11 protein-coding genes are annotated in these 15424 nt (G+C 72.7%); 6 read left to right on the top strand and 5 right to left on the bottom strand.

Features of this window, described 5'->3' with window-relative positions; all coding sequences use genetic code 11:
- The first annotated feature begins 56 nt into the window (after nucleotides 1-56).
- Nucleotides 57-998, top strand: a complete 942-nt coding sequence (locus ACH4S9_RS45155) for an alpha/beta hydrolase family protein (protein WP_398377412.1) — start codon at nucleotides 57-59, stop codon at nucleotides 996-998.
- Between the two features lie 9 nt (nucleotides 999-1007).
- Nucleotides 1008-2237 carry a cytochrome P450 gene (locus tag ACH4S9_RS45150; RefSeq protein ID WP_398377411.1) on the top strand — a complete coding sequence of 410 codons (1230 nt, stop codon included), beginning with the start codon at nucleotides 1008-1010 and terminating at the stop codon, nucleotides 2235-2237.
- Between the two features lie 80 nt (nucleotides 2238-2317).
- On the opposite strand, the gene ACH4S9_RS45145 is transcribed toward ACH4S9_RS45150, so the two are convergent.
- Both ACH4S9_RS45145 and ACH4S9_RS45140 read right to left on the bottom strand, forming a co-directional pair.
- Complete coding sequence (locus ACH4S9_RS45145; RefSeq protein WP_361190716.1) at nucleotides 2318-3973, bottom strand: ABC transporter permease; 1656 nt, start codon at nucleotides 3971-3973, stop codon at nucleotides 2318-2320.
- Nucleotides 3970-4884 carry an ABC transporter ATP-binding protein gene (locus tag ACH4S9_RS45140; RefSeq protein ID WP_361190713.1) on the bottom strand — a complete coding sequence of 305 codons (915 nt, stop codon included), beginning with the start codon at nucleotides 4882-4884 and terminating at the stop codon, nucleotides 3970-3972. Before ACH4S9_RS45140 ends, ACH4S9_RS45145 begins: the two co-directional genes overlap by 4 nt.
- 101 nt (nucleotides 4885-4985) lie before the next feature.
- Here ACH4S9_RS45140 and ACH4S9_RS45135 point away from each other — a divergent pair, with 101 nt between their 5' ends.
- On the top strand, nucleotides 4986-5519 hold the full coding sequence (locus ACH4S9_RS45135; protein ID WP_398377431.1) for a GbsR/MarR family transcriptional regulator: 534 nt from the start codon (nucleotides 4986-4988) through the stop codon (nucleotides 5517-5519).
- A gap of 16 nt (nucleotides 5520-5535) precedes the next feature.
- Here the strand turns inward: ACH4S9_RS45135 and ACH4S9_RS45130 are convergent, their stop codons facing one another.
- Complete coding sequence (locus ACH4S9_RS45130; protein WP_311729141.1) at nucleotides 5536-6603, bottom strand: hypothetical protein; 1068 nt, start codon at nucleotides 6601-6603, stop codon at nucleotides 5536-5538.
- A 154-nt stretch (nucleotides 6604-6757) separates the two neighbouring features.
- On the opposite strand from ACH4S9_RS45130, the gene ACH4S9_RS45125 reads away from it, so the two are divergent.
- Nucleotides 6758-8041, top strand: a complete 1284-nt coding sequence (locus tag ACH4S9_RS45125; RefSeq protein WP_311729140.1) for an adenylosuccinate synthase — start codon at nucleotides 6758-6760, stop codon at nucleotides 8039-8041.
- 299 nt (nucleotides 8042-8340) lie between these two features.
- Here the strand turns inward: ACH4S9_RS45125 and ACH4S9_RS45120 are convergent, their stop codons facing one another.
- Together ACH4S9_RS45120 and ACH4S9_RS45115 are read right to left on the bottom strand one after the other, a co-directional pair.
- On the bottom strand, nucleotides 8341-10161 hold the full coding sequence (locus ACH4S9_RS45120) for a DUF4328 domain-containing protein (protein ID WP_398377408.1): 1821 nt from the start codon (nucleotides 10159-10161) through the stop codon (nucleotides 8341-8343).
- Between the two features lie 60 nt (nucleotides 10162-10221).
- On the bottom strand, nucleotides 10222-12714 hold the full coding sequence (locus tag ACH4S9_RS45115; RefSeq protein ID WP_398377407.1) for a serine/threonine protein kinase: 2493 nt from the start codon (nucleotides 12712-12714) through the stop codon (nucleotides 10222-10224).
- 401 nt (nucleotides 12715-13115) lie between these two features.
- Between ACH4S9_RS45115 and ACH4S9_RS45110 the strand changes: the two genes are divergently transcribed.
- Nucleotides 13116-14507 carry an aspartate aminotransferase family protein gene (locus ACH4S9_RS45110; RefSeq protein ID WP_398377405.1) on the top strand — a complete coding sequence of 464 codons (1392 nt, stop codon included), beginning with the start codon at nucleotides 13116-13118 and terminating at the stop codon, nucleotides 14505-14507.
- Nucleotides 14508-14699: 192 nt separating this feature from the next.
- Nucleotides 14700-15392 (top strand): GntR family transcriptional regulator, encoded by a 693-nt coding sequence (locus ACH4S9_RS45105; protein WP_311729136.1) that lies wholly within the window; start codon nucleotides 14700-14702, stop codon nucleotides 15390-15392.
- Nucleotides 15393-15424: the final 32 nt, after the last annotated feature.

The raw sequence follows: 15424 nt of genomic DNA, 5'->3' as shown, positions 1-15424 counted from the left end.
GCGGCCGAGCCCGGGCGGCCGGGGACGGGCCGGCCGTACGGGCGGGGGAGCCGGCGTTGACCGGCCGACCGGACCCGGCCCCGGACCCGGCCGCGGACCCGGCCGCGAACCCGGCCCCGGACCCGGCCGCGTCCGCGAAGGCGTCCGCCGAGGCCGAGGAGGCGTCCCTCTTCGGCCTCGCCACCGTGCCTCCCGACCGCGTCGCCGCCTACGGCGACCACCGGGACCAGGTGGTCGACTTCCATCTCCCTCCGTCCGAGGCGGACCCGCACCACGCCCCGCTCGTGCTGCTGTTCCACGGCGGCGCCTGGCGCGCCCCGTACGACCGGCGTCACGTCTCGCCGTTCGCCGCGTATCTCGCGCGGCGCGGGTTCGTGGTGGCATCGGTGGAGTACCGCCGGGGCGGGGGACAAGAGCACCACGCCGGGCGGTGGCCGGAGACGCTGGACGACATCGCGGCCGCCGTGGACACCGTGCCGGGGCTCGCGCGGGGCCTGGCGCTGCCCGTGGACCCGGCGCGGGTCGTGCTCGCCGGGCACTCCGCGGGCGGGCACGCCGCGCTGTGGGCGGCGGCCCGCCATGTCCTGCCGCCGGACTGCCCCTGGCATCTCCCCGCGCCTCCCCCCGTGTGCGGCGTGGTCGCCCTCGCCCCCATCGCGGACTTCGCCACGGCGCGCGAGCTGCGGGTGTGCTCCGACGCCGTCGACCAGTTCCTCGACGGCGAGGCGCACCACCCGGAGCGGCTGCCGCTGGCCGACCCCGCCGCGCTGCTCCCCACCGCCGTCCCCACCACCGTCGTGCAGGGCGCCACCGATATCGACGTCCCGCCGCGGGTCGCCGAGGCGTTCGCGGGGGCCGCGCGCGGCGCGGGGCAGCCGGTCCGGCTGGTGCGGCTCGCCTCGGCAGGGCACTTCCCGCTGATCGACCCCACCGCCCCCGCCGCGCGCACGGTCGCCGAGGAGATCGCCCATGCGGCCCGCAGAACGAGAGAGAAGTAGCGTCCGAGTATGAGCAGCAGCGCAGCACCCGCCCCGGCCTCCTTCGACCCGTGGGAGCCGTCGTTCGTCGCCGATCCCTATCCGGGGTACGCGGCGCTGCGCGCGGGGGGCCGCGCGCACTACTTCGAACCGTCCCGGCAGTGGCTGATCCCGCACTACGAGGACGTCCGGGCCCTGCTGCGCGACCGCCGCCTCGGCCGCACCTATCTGCACCGCTTCAGCCACGAGGAGTTCGGCCGCACCGCCCCGCCGCCCGAGCACGAGCCGTTCCACACCCTCAACGGCCACGGCATGCTGGACCTGGAGCCGCCGGACCACACCCGGCTGCGCCGGCTGGTGTCCAAGGCGTTCACGCCGCGCATGGTCGAGCGGCTCGCGCCGACCGTCGCGCGGCTGGCGGACGAGCTGGTCGAATCGTTCGTCGCCGAGGGCGGCGGCGACCTGGTGGCGGCGGTGGCCGAGCCGCTGCCGGTGGCCGTCATCGCCGAGATGCTGGGCATTCCGCCCGCCGACCGCGCGCCGCTGCGCCCCTGGTCGGCGGACATCTGCGGGATGTTCGAGCTCAACCCGGGCGAGGAGACCGCGCGGCGCGCGGTCCGCGCCTCCGTCGAGTTCTCCGCGTATCTGCGCGAGCTGATCGCCGCCCGCCGCCGGGACCCGGGCGAGGACCTGATCAGCGGGCTGGTCGCGGCGTACGACGAGGGGGACCGGCTGTCCGAGCAGGAGATGATTTCCACCTGTGTGCTGCTGCTGAACGCCGGCCACGAGGCCACGGTCAACTCCACGGGCAACGGCTGGCTGTCCCTCTTCCGCAACCCCGGCCAGCTCGCGCTCCTGCGGTCCGACCCCGACGCGCTGCTGCCCACCGCGGTCGACGAACTGCTGCGCTACGACACGCCGTTGCAGCTGTTCGAGCGGTGGGTGCTGGACGACATCGAGGTCGGCGGGACGGTCATCCCGCGCGGCAGCGAGGTGGCGATGCTCTTCGGGTCGGCCAACCGCGACTCGGCGCGCTTCACGGACCCCGACCGCCTCGATCTGTCCCGTACGGACAACCCCCACTTCAGCTTCGGCGGCGGCATCCACTACTGCCTGGGCGCGCCCCTGGCTCGTCTCGAACTCGCCGCGTCGTTCGGCGCGTTGCTGCGGAAGGCGCCCGGGCTGCGGCTGGTCGAGGAGCCGCGGTGGAACCCCGGGTTTGTGATCCGGGGGCTGCGGGAGCTGCTGGTCGAGGTCTGAGCCCGCGCCGGATGCCCGGAACCCCCGCCGTTGTCCACAGGGTGTGGACGACGGCGGGGGTTCCGGCTTGACGGGAGGCGTCAGTTGGTCATGTCGCGGCGCCGCAGCCCCACCAGCCCCGCGACCGTCAGGACGGCCGACAGGAGGAGGAGCCACAGGAAGGGCGCCGCCGACAGGCTCTCGCCCGGGAGCTTGGGCAGATGGCTGAAGGGCGAGAGGTTCAGCACGGGCTGGGGCGCGTCGAGCGCCGGGCCGAGCCAGCCGATGGCGACGACCACCCCGACCACGGCCCAGCCGAGGGACGCGGTGTAGTTGGGCAGCAGGCCGAAGAGGAAGACCACCAGGCTGGTGACCACCCACACCGCCGGGACCTGGGCGAGCATGGCACCCAGGACGCGCGGCAGCTCGCCGCCCAGGTCGTCGGACGCGGCTCCGTAGACCAGGCCCATCGTCAGCCCGCCGGCGGCGAGGACGGCGACCGGGCCGAGATAGGCGATGACGAGGTGGCTCGCGGCCCACCGCAGTCGGCTGACGGCGTTGGCCAGCAGTGGTTCCGCGCGCTGGTCGGTCTCCTCGCTGCGCAGCCGCAGCACCGCACTGACGGTGTGGACCGTGAGGACCACGCCGAGGACGGTGACCATGGCGGCGAGGAAGGCGTCGTTCAGGTTCTGCGCCCCGCCCAGGCGCTCGATGAGGTCGCGGTTCTTCTGGCTGTCTCCGATGATGCTGTCGGCGCCGTTGGCGGCGCCGCCGAGCCCGGCGGCGGAGAGGGCGATGCCGATACCCCAGCCGATCAGGGTGCCGCGCTGGAGGCGCCAGGCCAGGCCGTACGGGCCCTGGAGGGAGCGGCCGGCGGAGGCGGGGCCGGGGCGGGACGCGAAGAAGCCGGCGCCGATGTCGCGGCGGCCCGCGAGGGAGTAGGCGACGGCGAACGAGACGGCCGTGAAGGCGGCCAGCAGCAGCAGCACCCACCACCGCTCGTTCGCGAACGGCCGCGTGTACTCCGCCCAGCCGATCGGCGAGAGCCACACCAGCACATGGCCGGAGCCCTTCGACCCGTCCTGGGCCGCGTCGCCCAGCAGGCGCAGCATGTACGCGATGCCGACGGCACCGGCGGCCAGACCCCTGGCCAGTCGCGCGTTCTCGGTGACCTGGGCGGCGATGGCGGCCAGCCCGCCGAAGGCCAGGCCGGTGAGGCCGACGGCCAGGCCGTAGGCGAGCGCGCCACCGCTGCCCTCGCCCGCGAGCGTGGCCGTGATCAGCAGGGCGATGGCGGCGTTGGCGATGCCCATGGTGAGCAGGGCGGAGGTCAGGCCGGCGCGGCGGCCGACCATGCCGGCCGACAGCGCCTCCTGGCGGCCCGACTCCTCCTCCTCGCGGGTGTGCCGGATCACCAGGAGCACACTCATGATCCCGGCGAACGCGGCGAGGAAGACGCCCACGCGCCAGGCGGAGAGCGCGCCGTACGAGTCGCCGAACGCGACGCCGAGCATCGACCGCATCGAGCCGTTGCCGTTCATGTCCTGCACGACCTTGGCCCGGTCGGCGGCCGTCTCGTACGTGCTCTTGAGCCGGCCGAGGGCGCTGCTGCCGGTCATGCCGATGGCCAGCACCCACACCGGGATCATGACCCGGTCGCGGCGCAGCGCGAGCCGCAGCAGCGTGCCGGTGCCGGCCAGGTCGCGGGAGCCGGTGCGCTCCGGGGTCGTGGCGCGGGTGTCCGCTACGGCGGTCATCGGGCGGCCACCTCTGCCTCTTCGCGGATGTCGTCCTGGTAGTGGCGCAGGAACAGCTCTTCAAGGGTGGGCGGGGTGCTGGTCAGGCTGCGCACGCCCGACTCGCTGAGCTGCCGCAGCACGGCGTCCAGCTTGTCGGTCTCGACCTGGAGCTTGACGCGCTTGCCCTGGACGTCGAGGTCGTGGATGCCGGGGAGGCCGGACAGGCCGTTGGGCGGGCCGACCAGCTCGGCGGTGACGGAGGTGCGGGTGAGGTGGCGGAGCTCGGCGAGCGAGCCGGTCTCGACGGTGCGGCCCTTGCGGATGATGCTGACCCGCTCGCACAGCGCCTCGACCTCGCTGAGGATGTGGCTGGACAGCAGCACCGTGCGGCCCCGGTCCCGCTCCTCGATCACGCAGTCGCGGAAGACCTCCTCCATGAGCGGGTCGAGCCCGGAGGTCGGCTCGTCCAGGATCAGCACATCGACGTCCGAGGCGAAGGCGGCGACCAGCGCGACCTTCTGCCGGTTGCCCTTGGAGTAGGTGCGTCCCTTCTTGGTGGGGTCGAGCTCGAACCGCTCCAGCAGCTCTGCCCGCCGGTCCTGGTCGAGACCGCCGCGCAGCCGCCCGTACAGGTCGATGACCTCGCCGCCGCTGAGGTTGCGCCACAGGGTGACGTCGCCGGGTACGTACGCGATGCGGCGGTGCAGCTCGACCGCATCGTGCCAGGGGTCCTTGCCGAGGACCTGGACCGCTCCGCCGTCGGCCCGCAGCAGGCCGAGCAGGACGCGGATGGTGGTGGACTTCCCGGCTCCGTTCGGCCCGAGGAAGCCATGGACTTCGCCTGTCTCGACCTCCAGGTCGAGGCCGTCCAGCGCATGGGTTCGGCCGAATGACTTGTGGAGGCCGGAGGTGGAGATTGCCGTTGTCATGCTTCAGAAGCTACGCTAGTTTCACAAAATTGTGAAGTTAGGGAAGCGTATAAACTGATATTGAACAAGCGGCGAGGGGAGATGATGAGGTGGTGACGGAGGTGACGCGGCAGGAGGGCGCGCACAAAGGCGCGGACGACGATTTCGCGCGCGACGAAGAGGCGGTGGCGCAGTTCGTCGAGCGGTTCGCCGCGGACATGACCGAGTCCGGGATGCAGCGGATGGGCGCCCGGGTCTTCGCCGTGCTTCTCGCCTCCGACTCCGGCAAGCTCTCCGCCGCCGAGATCGCCGAGCGGCTCCAGATCAGCCCGGCCGCCGTCTCCGGCGCCGTCCGCTACCTCGCCCAGGTGAACCTGATCACCCGCGAGCGGGAGCCGGGCTCGCGGCGCGACCAGTACCGCCTGTACAACGAGGTCTGGTACGAGGCCGTGTCCAAGCGCGACCACATCCTCGAACGCTGGCAGCGCACGATGCAGGACGGCGCGAAGGTCCTCGGCCCGGACACCCCGGCGGGGGCGCGGGCGATCAGGACCGCGGAGTTCTACGAGTTCATGCAGGCGGAGCTGCTCGACATGCTGGCGCGCTGGCGGGCCCGCTTCCATGTGGGGGAGCAGCGGAACAACAGCGCGCCTTAAGCCGGACACCCCCTGCTCAGCCTCCTCGGGGGAGCATCAGATGCCAGGCCTCGGTGAGAACCGTCCAGGTGCGGGTGCGCACCGGGCCGCGGGCCAGGGTGTCCGCGCGGTAGCGGAAGTCCGGGCCCGAGACGGTGATCGCCCGGGCCCGCGCGCGGACCGGACCGGCACCGGCGCGCGCGTGGATCACGACCTCGGCCAGGCCGCCGCCCGCGGTGCCCGTGGACACCGAGACCCGCTCGACCGGCCGGTCCAGATCGGCCAGCAGCACGCCGTCCGCCTCCACCCGCAGCCGCTGCGCGGGCGGCCGTACGCGCCGCCGGGAGCCGCCCAGGCCGATGCCGCCGGGCAGCGACAGCAGCGTCAGCGCGGAGCGCGCGGTGCGGGCCGCCGGGGTCCACCACGGCTGATGGCCGCCCGGCGCGCCGTGCCCCAGGTCGCGCCCGGGCCTCTTGCCGTCGGGCCCGTCGCCGTCGAGCCCGCTGTCGCCGTCCGGCGCGCCGTCCTGCGCCTCGTCCTGCGCCTCCCGGTTCTGAGCCTCGTACGCCGCGTCGTACGGCGCGAAGCCGCACCCGCCGACCTCGGCCCCGGCCCCGGCCCCGTACGCGGTGGCGTCCTCGCCGGAGATCCTCAAGCCCCCGAGGACCACCCCGCCGCTCTCGTCGACCAGCAGATCCCGCCGGTGCGCGGAGCCGTCCAGCGCCGTGCGCGCCGCGCTCACCGCGTCCGTGGGCAGCCCCAGGGCGCGGGCCAGCGCCAGCGTCGCCGAGCCGCCCACCGGCACCATCGACAGCGCCGCGTCCGCCAGCTGCCGCTTGCGGTGCAGCAGCTCCACGGTCCGCAGCAGGGCCCGGTGGTCACCGACGACCACGGGGCGGCGGCTGCCGCGGCGGGCGAGCGCCCGCTCGACCTCGTCGGGCCCGTCCGGCAGGCAGATTTTCGCTGCGGCGCCCGCACACAACACATCTTTCGCGATCCGCACCGACTCCCCGTCCGTTCGCCGGGCGGTGGGGTCGATGAGCACGAGCAGGGGGCGGCCCCGGACGGCGTCCGGGGGAATCTGCCAGGGATCTGGAGCCGACACCTCGGTCCTTCCTCAGGTAATCTCTCGGTGCAAGAGCCCCTGTCGCTGTTGCGCCAGGGGCTTCGTCTATCCGGGGCACCGGTCCGACGGCTCTTGTGGTTGCGCGAGCCACCACGCACGTTGGACATGCCCCGCCCGGAAGGGGTGTACGCCTGTGCCCGCACTTGTGCTGCTCGGTGCTCAGTGGGGTGATGAAGGCAAGGGAAAGGCCACCGACCTGCTCGGCGGCTCGGTGGACTATGTGGTGCGTTACCAGGGCGGCAACAACGCCGGCCACACGGTCGTCGTCGGCGACCAGAAGTACGCGCTGCACCTCCTCCCTTCCGGAATCCTCTCCCCGGGATGCACCCCGGTCATCGGCAACGGCGTCGTCGTGGACCCGGCGGTCCTGCTCTCCGAGCTGAGCGGGCTGAACGCGCGCGGAATCGACACGTCCAAGCTGCTGATCAGTGGTAACGCGCATCTGATCACTCCGTATCACACCACCCTCGACAAGGTGTCGGAACGCTTCCTCGGAAAGCGCAAGATCGGCACCACCGGCCGCGGCATCGGCCCGGCGTACGCCGACAAGATCAACCGGGTCGGCATCCGGGTGCAGGACATCTTCGACGAGTCGATCCTGCGGCAGAAGGTCGAGGCGGCCCTCGACCTCAAGAACCAGCTCCTGGCGAAGCTCTACAACCGGCGCGCCATCGCCGTCGAGCAGGTCGTCGAGGAACTGCTGGGCTACGCCGACCAGCTCCGCGGCTTTGTCGCGGACACCACGCTGATCCTCAACGACGCCATCGACGACGGCCAGGTCGTCCTCTTCGAGGGCGGCCAGGGCACGCTGCTCGACGTCGACCACGGCACGTATCCCTTCGTCACCTCCTCGAACCCCACCGCGGGCGGTGCCTGCACGGGGACCGGCGTCGGCCCGACGAAGATCAACCGCGTGATCGGGATCCTGAAGGCCTACACCACGCGCGTCGGCGCGGGCCCCTTCCCGACCGAGCTCTTCGACGAGGACGGCGACAAGCTGCGCACGATCGGCGGCGAGCGGGGCGTGACGACCGGCCGTGACCGGCGCTGCGGCTGGTTCGACGCGGTCATCGCGCGCTACGCGACCCGGGTCAACGGCCTGACCGACTTCTTCCTCACCAAGCTGGACGTGCTGACCGGCTGGGAGCGGATCCCGGTGTGCGTCGCGTACGAGATCGACGGCAAGCGGGTCGACGAGCTGCCGTACAGCCAGACCGACTTCCACCACGCGAAGCCGATCTACGAGACGCTGCCGGGGTGGTCGGAGGACATCACCCAGGCGAAGACCTTCGACCAGCTGCCGAAGAACGCGCAGAAGTACGTTCAGGCGCTGGAGGAGATGTCGGGCGCGCCGATCTCGGCGATCGGCGTCGGGCCGGGCCGTGACGAGACGATCCAGATCAACTCGTTCCTGTGACCGTCCGGGGGCCCAGAGCCCCCGGACCTGAGCCCGCGCCGCGGGGCGTTGCCCCCGGACCCCCGGGTCCGGGGCGGGGCGCTCCTGCGGGGGTGCCGCACGTCGATGACGTGGGAAGGGGCCGGTAGCCCCGGGGGCGCCGCAGGCTTCGCCCGCGCGGCCGGGCGCCAGCTCGCCCGCAGGTGGCGTAGGAGCCGCGGGGGCGCCGGGGGCTGGGGCGGAGCCCCTCACGCGGCGGAGCCGCATATCGACAGGGGCTGGAAAGGGGCGGGGAGGGGAAACATTCCTCCGGACACCACTCAGCGCATCGCGGGAGGCCCGAAGCCCCCTCCCTCCGGCTGCCAGCGCTGCGGCTGCTGCATCTTCGTGACGCGGGCCACCACCATCAGCGCCAGCACAGCCGCGGGCGCGGAGGCCACATCGTCGATGATGCCCAGGCCGACGGACACCATCTTCCGCTCGGTCGAACTGGCCAGGCCCTCCGCCGCCTCCTGGAAGACGGTGCTGAAGCACATCGTCACGAACAGCGCCCACCACCAGTTCAGCACCGCGCGGGAGGCGGGCCGGGTGTTGGGGGGCGTGCTGGAGATCCAGATGTCGTTGGCGATCTGCTTGGGGATCCACAGCTGGGCGACCGGGAGGAACCACGAGCCGGCCGCGAGGCCGCTGCCGTACCGCTGGCGGCCGGGCGCGAGGAACGTGGCGTTGAGGTACACGTGCCGGAACCACACCGGGAACAGCACGATGAGCGTGATCCCCAGCACCCCGGTGAAGATCTCGAGGAGGTCCAGGGCGTTCCTGGCCTCGTCGATATCGGCCCTGGTGTCGACGCCGTTCAGAGAGTCGTCGTACGCGCCGAACAGCGTGCCGTTCAGGCCCAGATGGGCGATGGACAGCAGCGCGAAGGCGCCGAGCAGCCACTTCATGGTCGTGCTCAGGCCGCGCGAGGTGCGCAGCGACCGGGCGGGCGGGGCGCCGATGCGGCCCGGGAACTGGTGGTGGGCGCTCGGCCAGGGCTGCCCGGCCGCGCCGGCCATCGGGTAACCGGGGTGGGCGGCGGGCGGGGTGAAGGCGCCGGGTGGTGTCCCGGGCGCTCCGGGCGCGGGGGGCGTGGCGTAGCCGACGTGGCCGCCGGGGGTGTGCGGCGCGACGGCCACCATGCCGCCCGTCCGCAGGTTGGCGGTGTCCGAGTCTGCTTCGGAGTCGGAGTCTGCCTCCATCTCCAGCAGCTGTAGCGCGTCCCGCCCGAGCTTGGCGAGCAGCTCGCCCGGCAGCCAGGGGCCGGTGGCCGCCTGCCCGGCCGGTTCGGTGCGCGCGAGCACGTCGTCGATCGAGAACCGGGCGTCCGGGTCCTTGTGCAGACAGCCGACGACCAGCTCGCGCAGTCCCTCGGGCAGCCCCTGGAGGTCGGGCTCCTCCTGGGCTATTCGGTACAGCAGGGCGTGCACCCCGCTGGTCACATTGCCGAACGGCTGACGGCCGGTGGCGGCGAAGGCCACCACCGAGCCGAGGCAGAAGACATCGCTCGCGGTGGTCACGGCCTCGCCGCGCACCTGCTCGGGCGACATGAAGCCGGGCGAGCCGACGACCGCGCCCGCCACCGTCAGGTTGGTGCCCACGCCGGCGATGGTCTCCAGGGCCCGCGCGATGCCGAAGTCGATGACGCGCGGCCCGTCGATGGTGATGAGGATGTTGGACGGCTTGAGATCCCGGTGGATCAGCCCGGCCCCGTGGATGTCGCGGAGCGCGAGGGCCAGCCCGCGGGCGAGGGTCTGTACGGACTGCTCGGGCAGCGCGCCGAACTGCTCGGCGACGACGTCGTGCAGGGAAGGACCGCCGATGTAGCCGGTGGCCACCCAGGGCACCTGGGCCTCGGTGTCGGCGTCCAGTACGGGGGCGGTCCACTGCCCGCCGACCCGTCTCGCGGCCGCGACCTCACGCCGGAAGCGGCTGCGGAAGTCCGTGTGTCGGGCGAGTTCGGCCTTCACCAGCTTTACGGCGACGGTGCGGCCGCGGGAGGAGCGGGCCAGGTAGACCCGGCCCATCCCGCCCTCGCCCAGCCTGCCGAGCAGCCGGTACTCGCCTATCCACCGCGGGTCCTGGGCCCCGAGGTTCTCCATTGCCGTACGGCTCCTGTCCGTGTGCGTTCAGCCGACGACCGGCCATCGGCTGACGGGCGATCAGCCTACGCGAGTGAACGTCTGCGTCTGAGTCTCGTCGCTGTAGTCGTTCGGATCGTCGTAGTCCACACGGAGTTTGTCAGAACCGTCGGCGGTAAAGCTGAGCATCTCGCTCGAAGGGCAGGAGTCCGCCGGGGTCTCGTCGACGACCTCGCCGGGGCTCAGGACCAGTCCCTTGTCGACCGAGACCAGAATCCGCCTGGTCTCGCACTGGTACCTCTCGCTCTCCCCGAGGTCCTTGGTGACCACCGTGCCGATCGCGCCCTGCTTGATGGTGATCTTCAACGTGGCGCCGGACACCCCGAACGCGTCCTTGGCCAGCCAGGTGCCCAGGTACTTGTCGGGGATGGGGCTGTCACCGGACTTCGAGGGGCGCAGCGTGGCGGACGAGGAGCCGTCCGAGTTGTTCCAGGCGATGGAGCCGTCGTTGCCCAGCTTCAGGGTCTGTTCCCCGACGGCGCTGCAATTGGCCGAGGGGATGCTGGTGTTCACTTCTTCGTCCTCGATGACCAGAAGGCTCTTGACGTCCTTGAGGGTCGCCTTGCTCGAGCAGAAGGAGTCGGAGGCGGCGGTGAAGGTCTCGATGGTCTTCGAGCCGATCGCGCCCTGGGAGATGACGATGCGGCGGATCTTCCCGGTGGCCGTGTCACCGTCCATGATCTGGCCTTCCCAGGCGCCCAGGTAGTCATCGGGGACGTCGCCGCCGTTGTTCAGGCCCGTCGAGGACGGCTCGGGCGAGGACGAGTCGTCCTCGGACGGCGATGTCGGCGGCGTGGTCTTGGAGTTGGCCGGGGGCGTGTGGGTCATCTTGCTGTAGTCCGGCTTGTCCTTCTTGTCGTCGTCGTTGAAGGCGACGTAGGCGAAGGCGGCCGCGCCCGCGATGATCAGGGTCGCGGCGGCTGCGGAGGCGATGATGACCGGCTTGCGCCTGTTGCGCTTCGCGGGCGGGGGTGTGGGCGCGGGGGCGGGCGCGAACGGCCCGCCGGGGCCGCCGGGACCTTGGAGTCCGCCGGGGCCGCCCGGGCCCATGGCGCCGAGGCCCGCGGGGGGCGTGTTGGGCGTGGCGTCGAAGGAGGTGACCTCCGGCGGCCCGAATCCCTGCGGCGGCGTGGGCGCAGGTGCCGCACCCGGTGCCGCGCCCGGACCCGCGGTCTGCGCCGGCTCGGCGGGCGCGGCCGGTTCGGGGGCCTGCGGCGCGGCGGCGTTCTCCGCCCGCGGCTCGGGCACCGGGCTCGCGGCGGGCGCTTCGGCCTGCGGCGGGACGGCGGGCGGCTGAGGCGTCTGCGGGGCCGCGGCTGCGGGCGCCACCGGCGAGGCGGCGGGCATCGCGGGGGGAACGGCCGGGGGAGTGGCGGGGGCCGCGGGCGGGGCCGCCTGCGCGGGCGCGCCGGCCGGCGGCGGGTTGGTCGGCGGCGGGGGCGTCGGCGGCTCCGCAGGCGCCAGCGGGAACGACGTGGCGGACAGCGACGCCGTGGGCGGCGTGGCCGGGGGAGCCGGGACCGTCGGCTTGGCCGGCGGGAAGGCGGGCGGGCCGGCCGGCGGTATGGTCGGCGGCGCGGGCACGCCGGGCGACAGCGGCGAGGCGGGGGTCTCCGCGTCCAGCAGCTGTACGGCGTGGCGCCCGAGCTGGGCGACGAGGCTGCCCGGCAGCCAGGGCTCGTCGGCGCCGTCGGCCCCCTCGGGCTCGGCCGTGCGCTCCAGCAGCTGCTCCAGGGTCGGCCGGGCGGCCGGGTCCTTGCGCAGACAGTCGGTGACCAGCTCCCGCAGCCCATCGGGCAGCCCCTGAAGATCGGGCTCCTCCTGCGCGATGCGGTACATCACCGCGTGCACCCCGCTGTCGGTGGTGCCGAAGGGCTGGCGGCCGATGGCCGCGAACGCGAGCACCGACCCGAGGCAGAACACATCGCTGGACGGGCTGACCCGCTCGCCGCGCACCTGCTCGGGCGACATGAAGCCGGGGGAGCCGACCACGGCGCCGCTGCGGGTGAGGACGCCGTCGGTGATGGTCTCCAGGGCCCGCGCGATGCCGAAGTCGATGACGCGGGGCCCGTCGATCGTGATCATGACGTTGGAGGGCTTCAGATCGCGGTGGATCAGGTTCGCGCCGTGGATGGACTGGAGCGCGCGGGTCAGGCCGTTGCCCAGGATGCGCACGGACCGCTCGGGCAGGGGGCCCGACTCGGTCACGATCGCGTGCAGTGAGGGCCCGGCGATATAGCCCGTGGCGACCCAAGGGGTGGCGGCCTCGGTGTCCGCGTCGAGCACGGGCGCGGTCCACTCACCGCCCACCCGCTGCGCGGCCCGCACCTCCTGCTTGAAGCGGCGCCGGAATTCGGCCTGCTGCGCGAGTTCGGTCTGTACGAGTTTGACCGCTACCGTACGGCCGCGCGGCGAGTGGGCCAGGAACACCCGTCCCATGCCCCCCGCTCCCAGCCGGCGGATCAGCCGGTACTCGCCGATCCAACGAGGGTCGTCGGCCCCCAGGTCTTCCATGCCTCGCTGTCCTTCCCCTGATCCCCTGATCAGCCCCTTGCCAGAGAATAAAGGGGACTGAGAGCGAAGTGGACGACGCATACGATCCGTTATCGGTTCCGTATCTGACCGTGCCGATTCCGCACCGTCCGCACGGCCTCCGGCGGCCGCCCGCGGCGCGTCCGCCCCGGCCGTGAACCCCCCTCCCCCGCCCGGCTGTTCGCACAGCCGTCCGGCGCGACCCCGGTGGCCTGGAACGATCCCTCGAACGGCCGCGGCCTTCGGCGGGGACCGAGCTCCGTCACTCTGTCCATTCTGTCGATGGTTCGGGCCCCGCGCCCGACAGCCTGTCGGTGCCGCGCCCCGGTCACCGGTCCGTACCCTGGGCTCCACCGACCCGCGAGCGATCAGAGGTAGCGAACGTGTCCGCACAGCCCGCGCACTCCGCGCCGACCCCCAGCCCGACGCCCGACCCCGCCGCCGGTGCCGCCGTCAAGGCGGTGGACCGGGCCCATGTCTTCCACTCGTGGTCCGCCCAGGGGCTCATCGACCCCCTCGCCGTCGCGGGCGCCTCGGGCTCGTACTTCTGGGACTACGACGGCAACCGCTACCTCGACTTCTCCTGCCAGCTGGTCAACACCAACATCGGCCACCAGCACCCCAAGGTCGTCGCCGCCATCCAGGAGCAGGCCGCGCGGCTGTGCACCATCGCGCCGGGCTTCGCCGTGGACGTACGGTCCGAGGCGGCGCGGCTGGTGGCCGAGCGCACGCCCGGCGACCTGGACAAGATCTTCTTCACCAACGGTGGCGCCGAGGCCGTGGAGAACGCCGTGCGCATGGCCCGGCTGCACACCGGCCGCACCAAGGTGCTGTCCACCTACCGCTCGTACCACGGCGCCACCGCCGCCGCGATCAACCTGACCGGCGACCCGCGCCGCTGGGCCTCCGACACCGCCTCGGCCGGCGTCGTCCACTTCTGGGGGCCGTTCCTCTACCGCTCGCCCTTCCACTCCACCGACGAGCGGCAGGAGTGCGAGCGCGCGCTCGCGCACCTGGAGGAGACCATCGCCTTCGAGGGCCCGCAGTCCATCGCCGCGATCATCCTGGAGACCGTCCCCGGCACCGCCGGGATCATGGTGCCGCCGCCCGGCTATCTGGCCGGGGTCCGCGAGATCTGCGACCGCTACGGCATCGTCTTCATCCTCGACGAGGTCATGGCGGGCTTCGGGCGCACCGGCCGCTGGTTCGCCGCCGACCACTTCGGCGTCACCCCGGACCTGCTGACCTTCGCCAAGGGCGTCAACTCCGGCTATGTCCCGCTCGGCGGCGTCGCGATCAGCGCCGAGATCGCCGCGGACTTCGACCAGCGCCCCTACCCCGGCGGACTGACCTACTCCGGCCACCCGCTCGCCTGCGCCTCCGCCGTCGCCACGATCAACGCGATGGCCGAGGAGAGCATCGTGGAGAACGCCGCCGAGATCGGGGAGAAGGTCATCGGCCCGGGGCTGCGCGAGATCGCCGAGCGCCACCCCAGCGTGGGCGAGGTCCGTGGCCTGGGCGTGTTCTGGGCGCTGGAGCTCGTCAAGAACAAGGAGACCCGCGAGCCCCTGGTCCCGTACAACGCGGGCGGCCCGGCCAATCAGCCGATGGCCGACTTCGCGGCGGCCTGCAAGCGCGGCGGTCTGTGGCCGTTCGTGAACATGAACCGCACGCATGTCGTCCCGCCGTGCACCGTCACCGAGGCCGAGGCCAAGGAGGGGCTGGCGATCCTGGACGAGGCGCTGTCCGCGGCCGACGCCCACACCGACGCCTGACCCCGGCGTCCGCCCGCGCGCCGCGCGTCGGCGCCGCCCTGAGCCCGCAGGCTCAGGAGGAGATCAAATAACCGTGTAGACCAGTTCACTCGGGTCCTCTCCGCGCACTTCGCGCAACGGCCCTCGCATATCGTGATGCGAGGGCCGTCCGCATCCGTACGACACGACGGCCGCGGAAGGAGACGGTCCTCGATGTCCGTGCCCGGTGCCAGCCCGGTCAAGCGCAACACCCTGCGGCAGCAGATCGCCGAGGCGCTGTGTGACGAGGTGCTCGCGGGCAGGCTCCCGGCCGGGCGGCAGTTCACGGTCAAGGAGATGGCCGACCAGTACGGGGTCTCCGCCACTCCGGTCCGCGAGGCCCTGCTCGACCTGTGCTCGCAGGGGTTGCTGGACGTCGAGGAGCACCGCGGCTTCAAGGTCCACGAGTTCACGTTCCAGGACTTCCGGCACATGGTCGACGCCCGCAACATGGTCGTCGAGGGACTTTTCCGGCATGCCGTCGAGGAGACCCTGCGCACCATGACCCCGCAGGCCCTGGCCTCGGTGCGGCGCCGGGCCGAGGAGGCCGAGCGCGCCGCGCGCTCCGGCGACCTGGACATACTCATCGGCTACGACCTGCGCTTCTGGCGCGAGATCTGCGGGCTCGTCGGCAACCCCTACATACTCGACTTCCTCCAGCGGCTGCGGGTGCAGACCTGGGTGTTCACGGTGCCGTATCTGCGGCGCGTGCCGGATCTGCGCGGGGAGCTGTGGGCGGGGCACTGCGAGCTCACGGCGGCCGTCACCCGCGGCGACGCCGAGATCTCCGAGCGTCTGATAGCCGCGTACAACGCGCACTTCCTCGCCCTCATCGAGCGGTTGGTCAACGGGCGCGAGAAGGAGTGACCGCTCGCCCCTCGTGAAGCTGTGACGCAGAA

The sequence above is a fragment of the Streptomyces sp. NPDC021225 genome (assembly GCF_044332865.1).
Taxonomy (GTDB): Bacteria; Actinomycetota; Actinomycetes; order Streptomycetales; family Streptomycetaceae; genus Streptomyces.
Note: the sequence above shows the minus strand (reverse complement) of the source record. Positions and strands in the feature narration are given on the sequence as shown.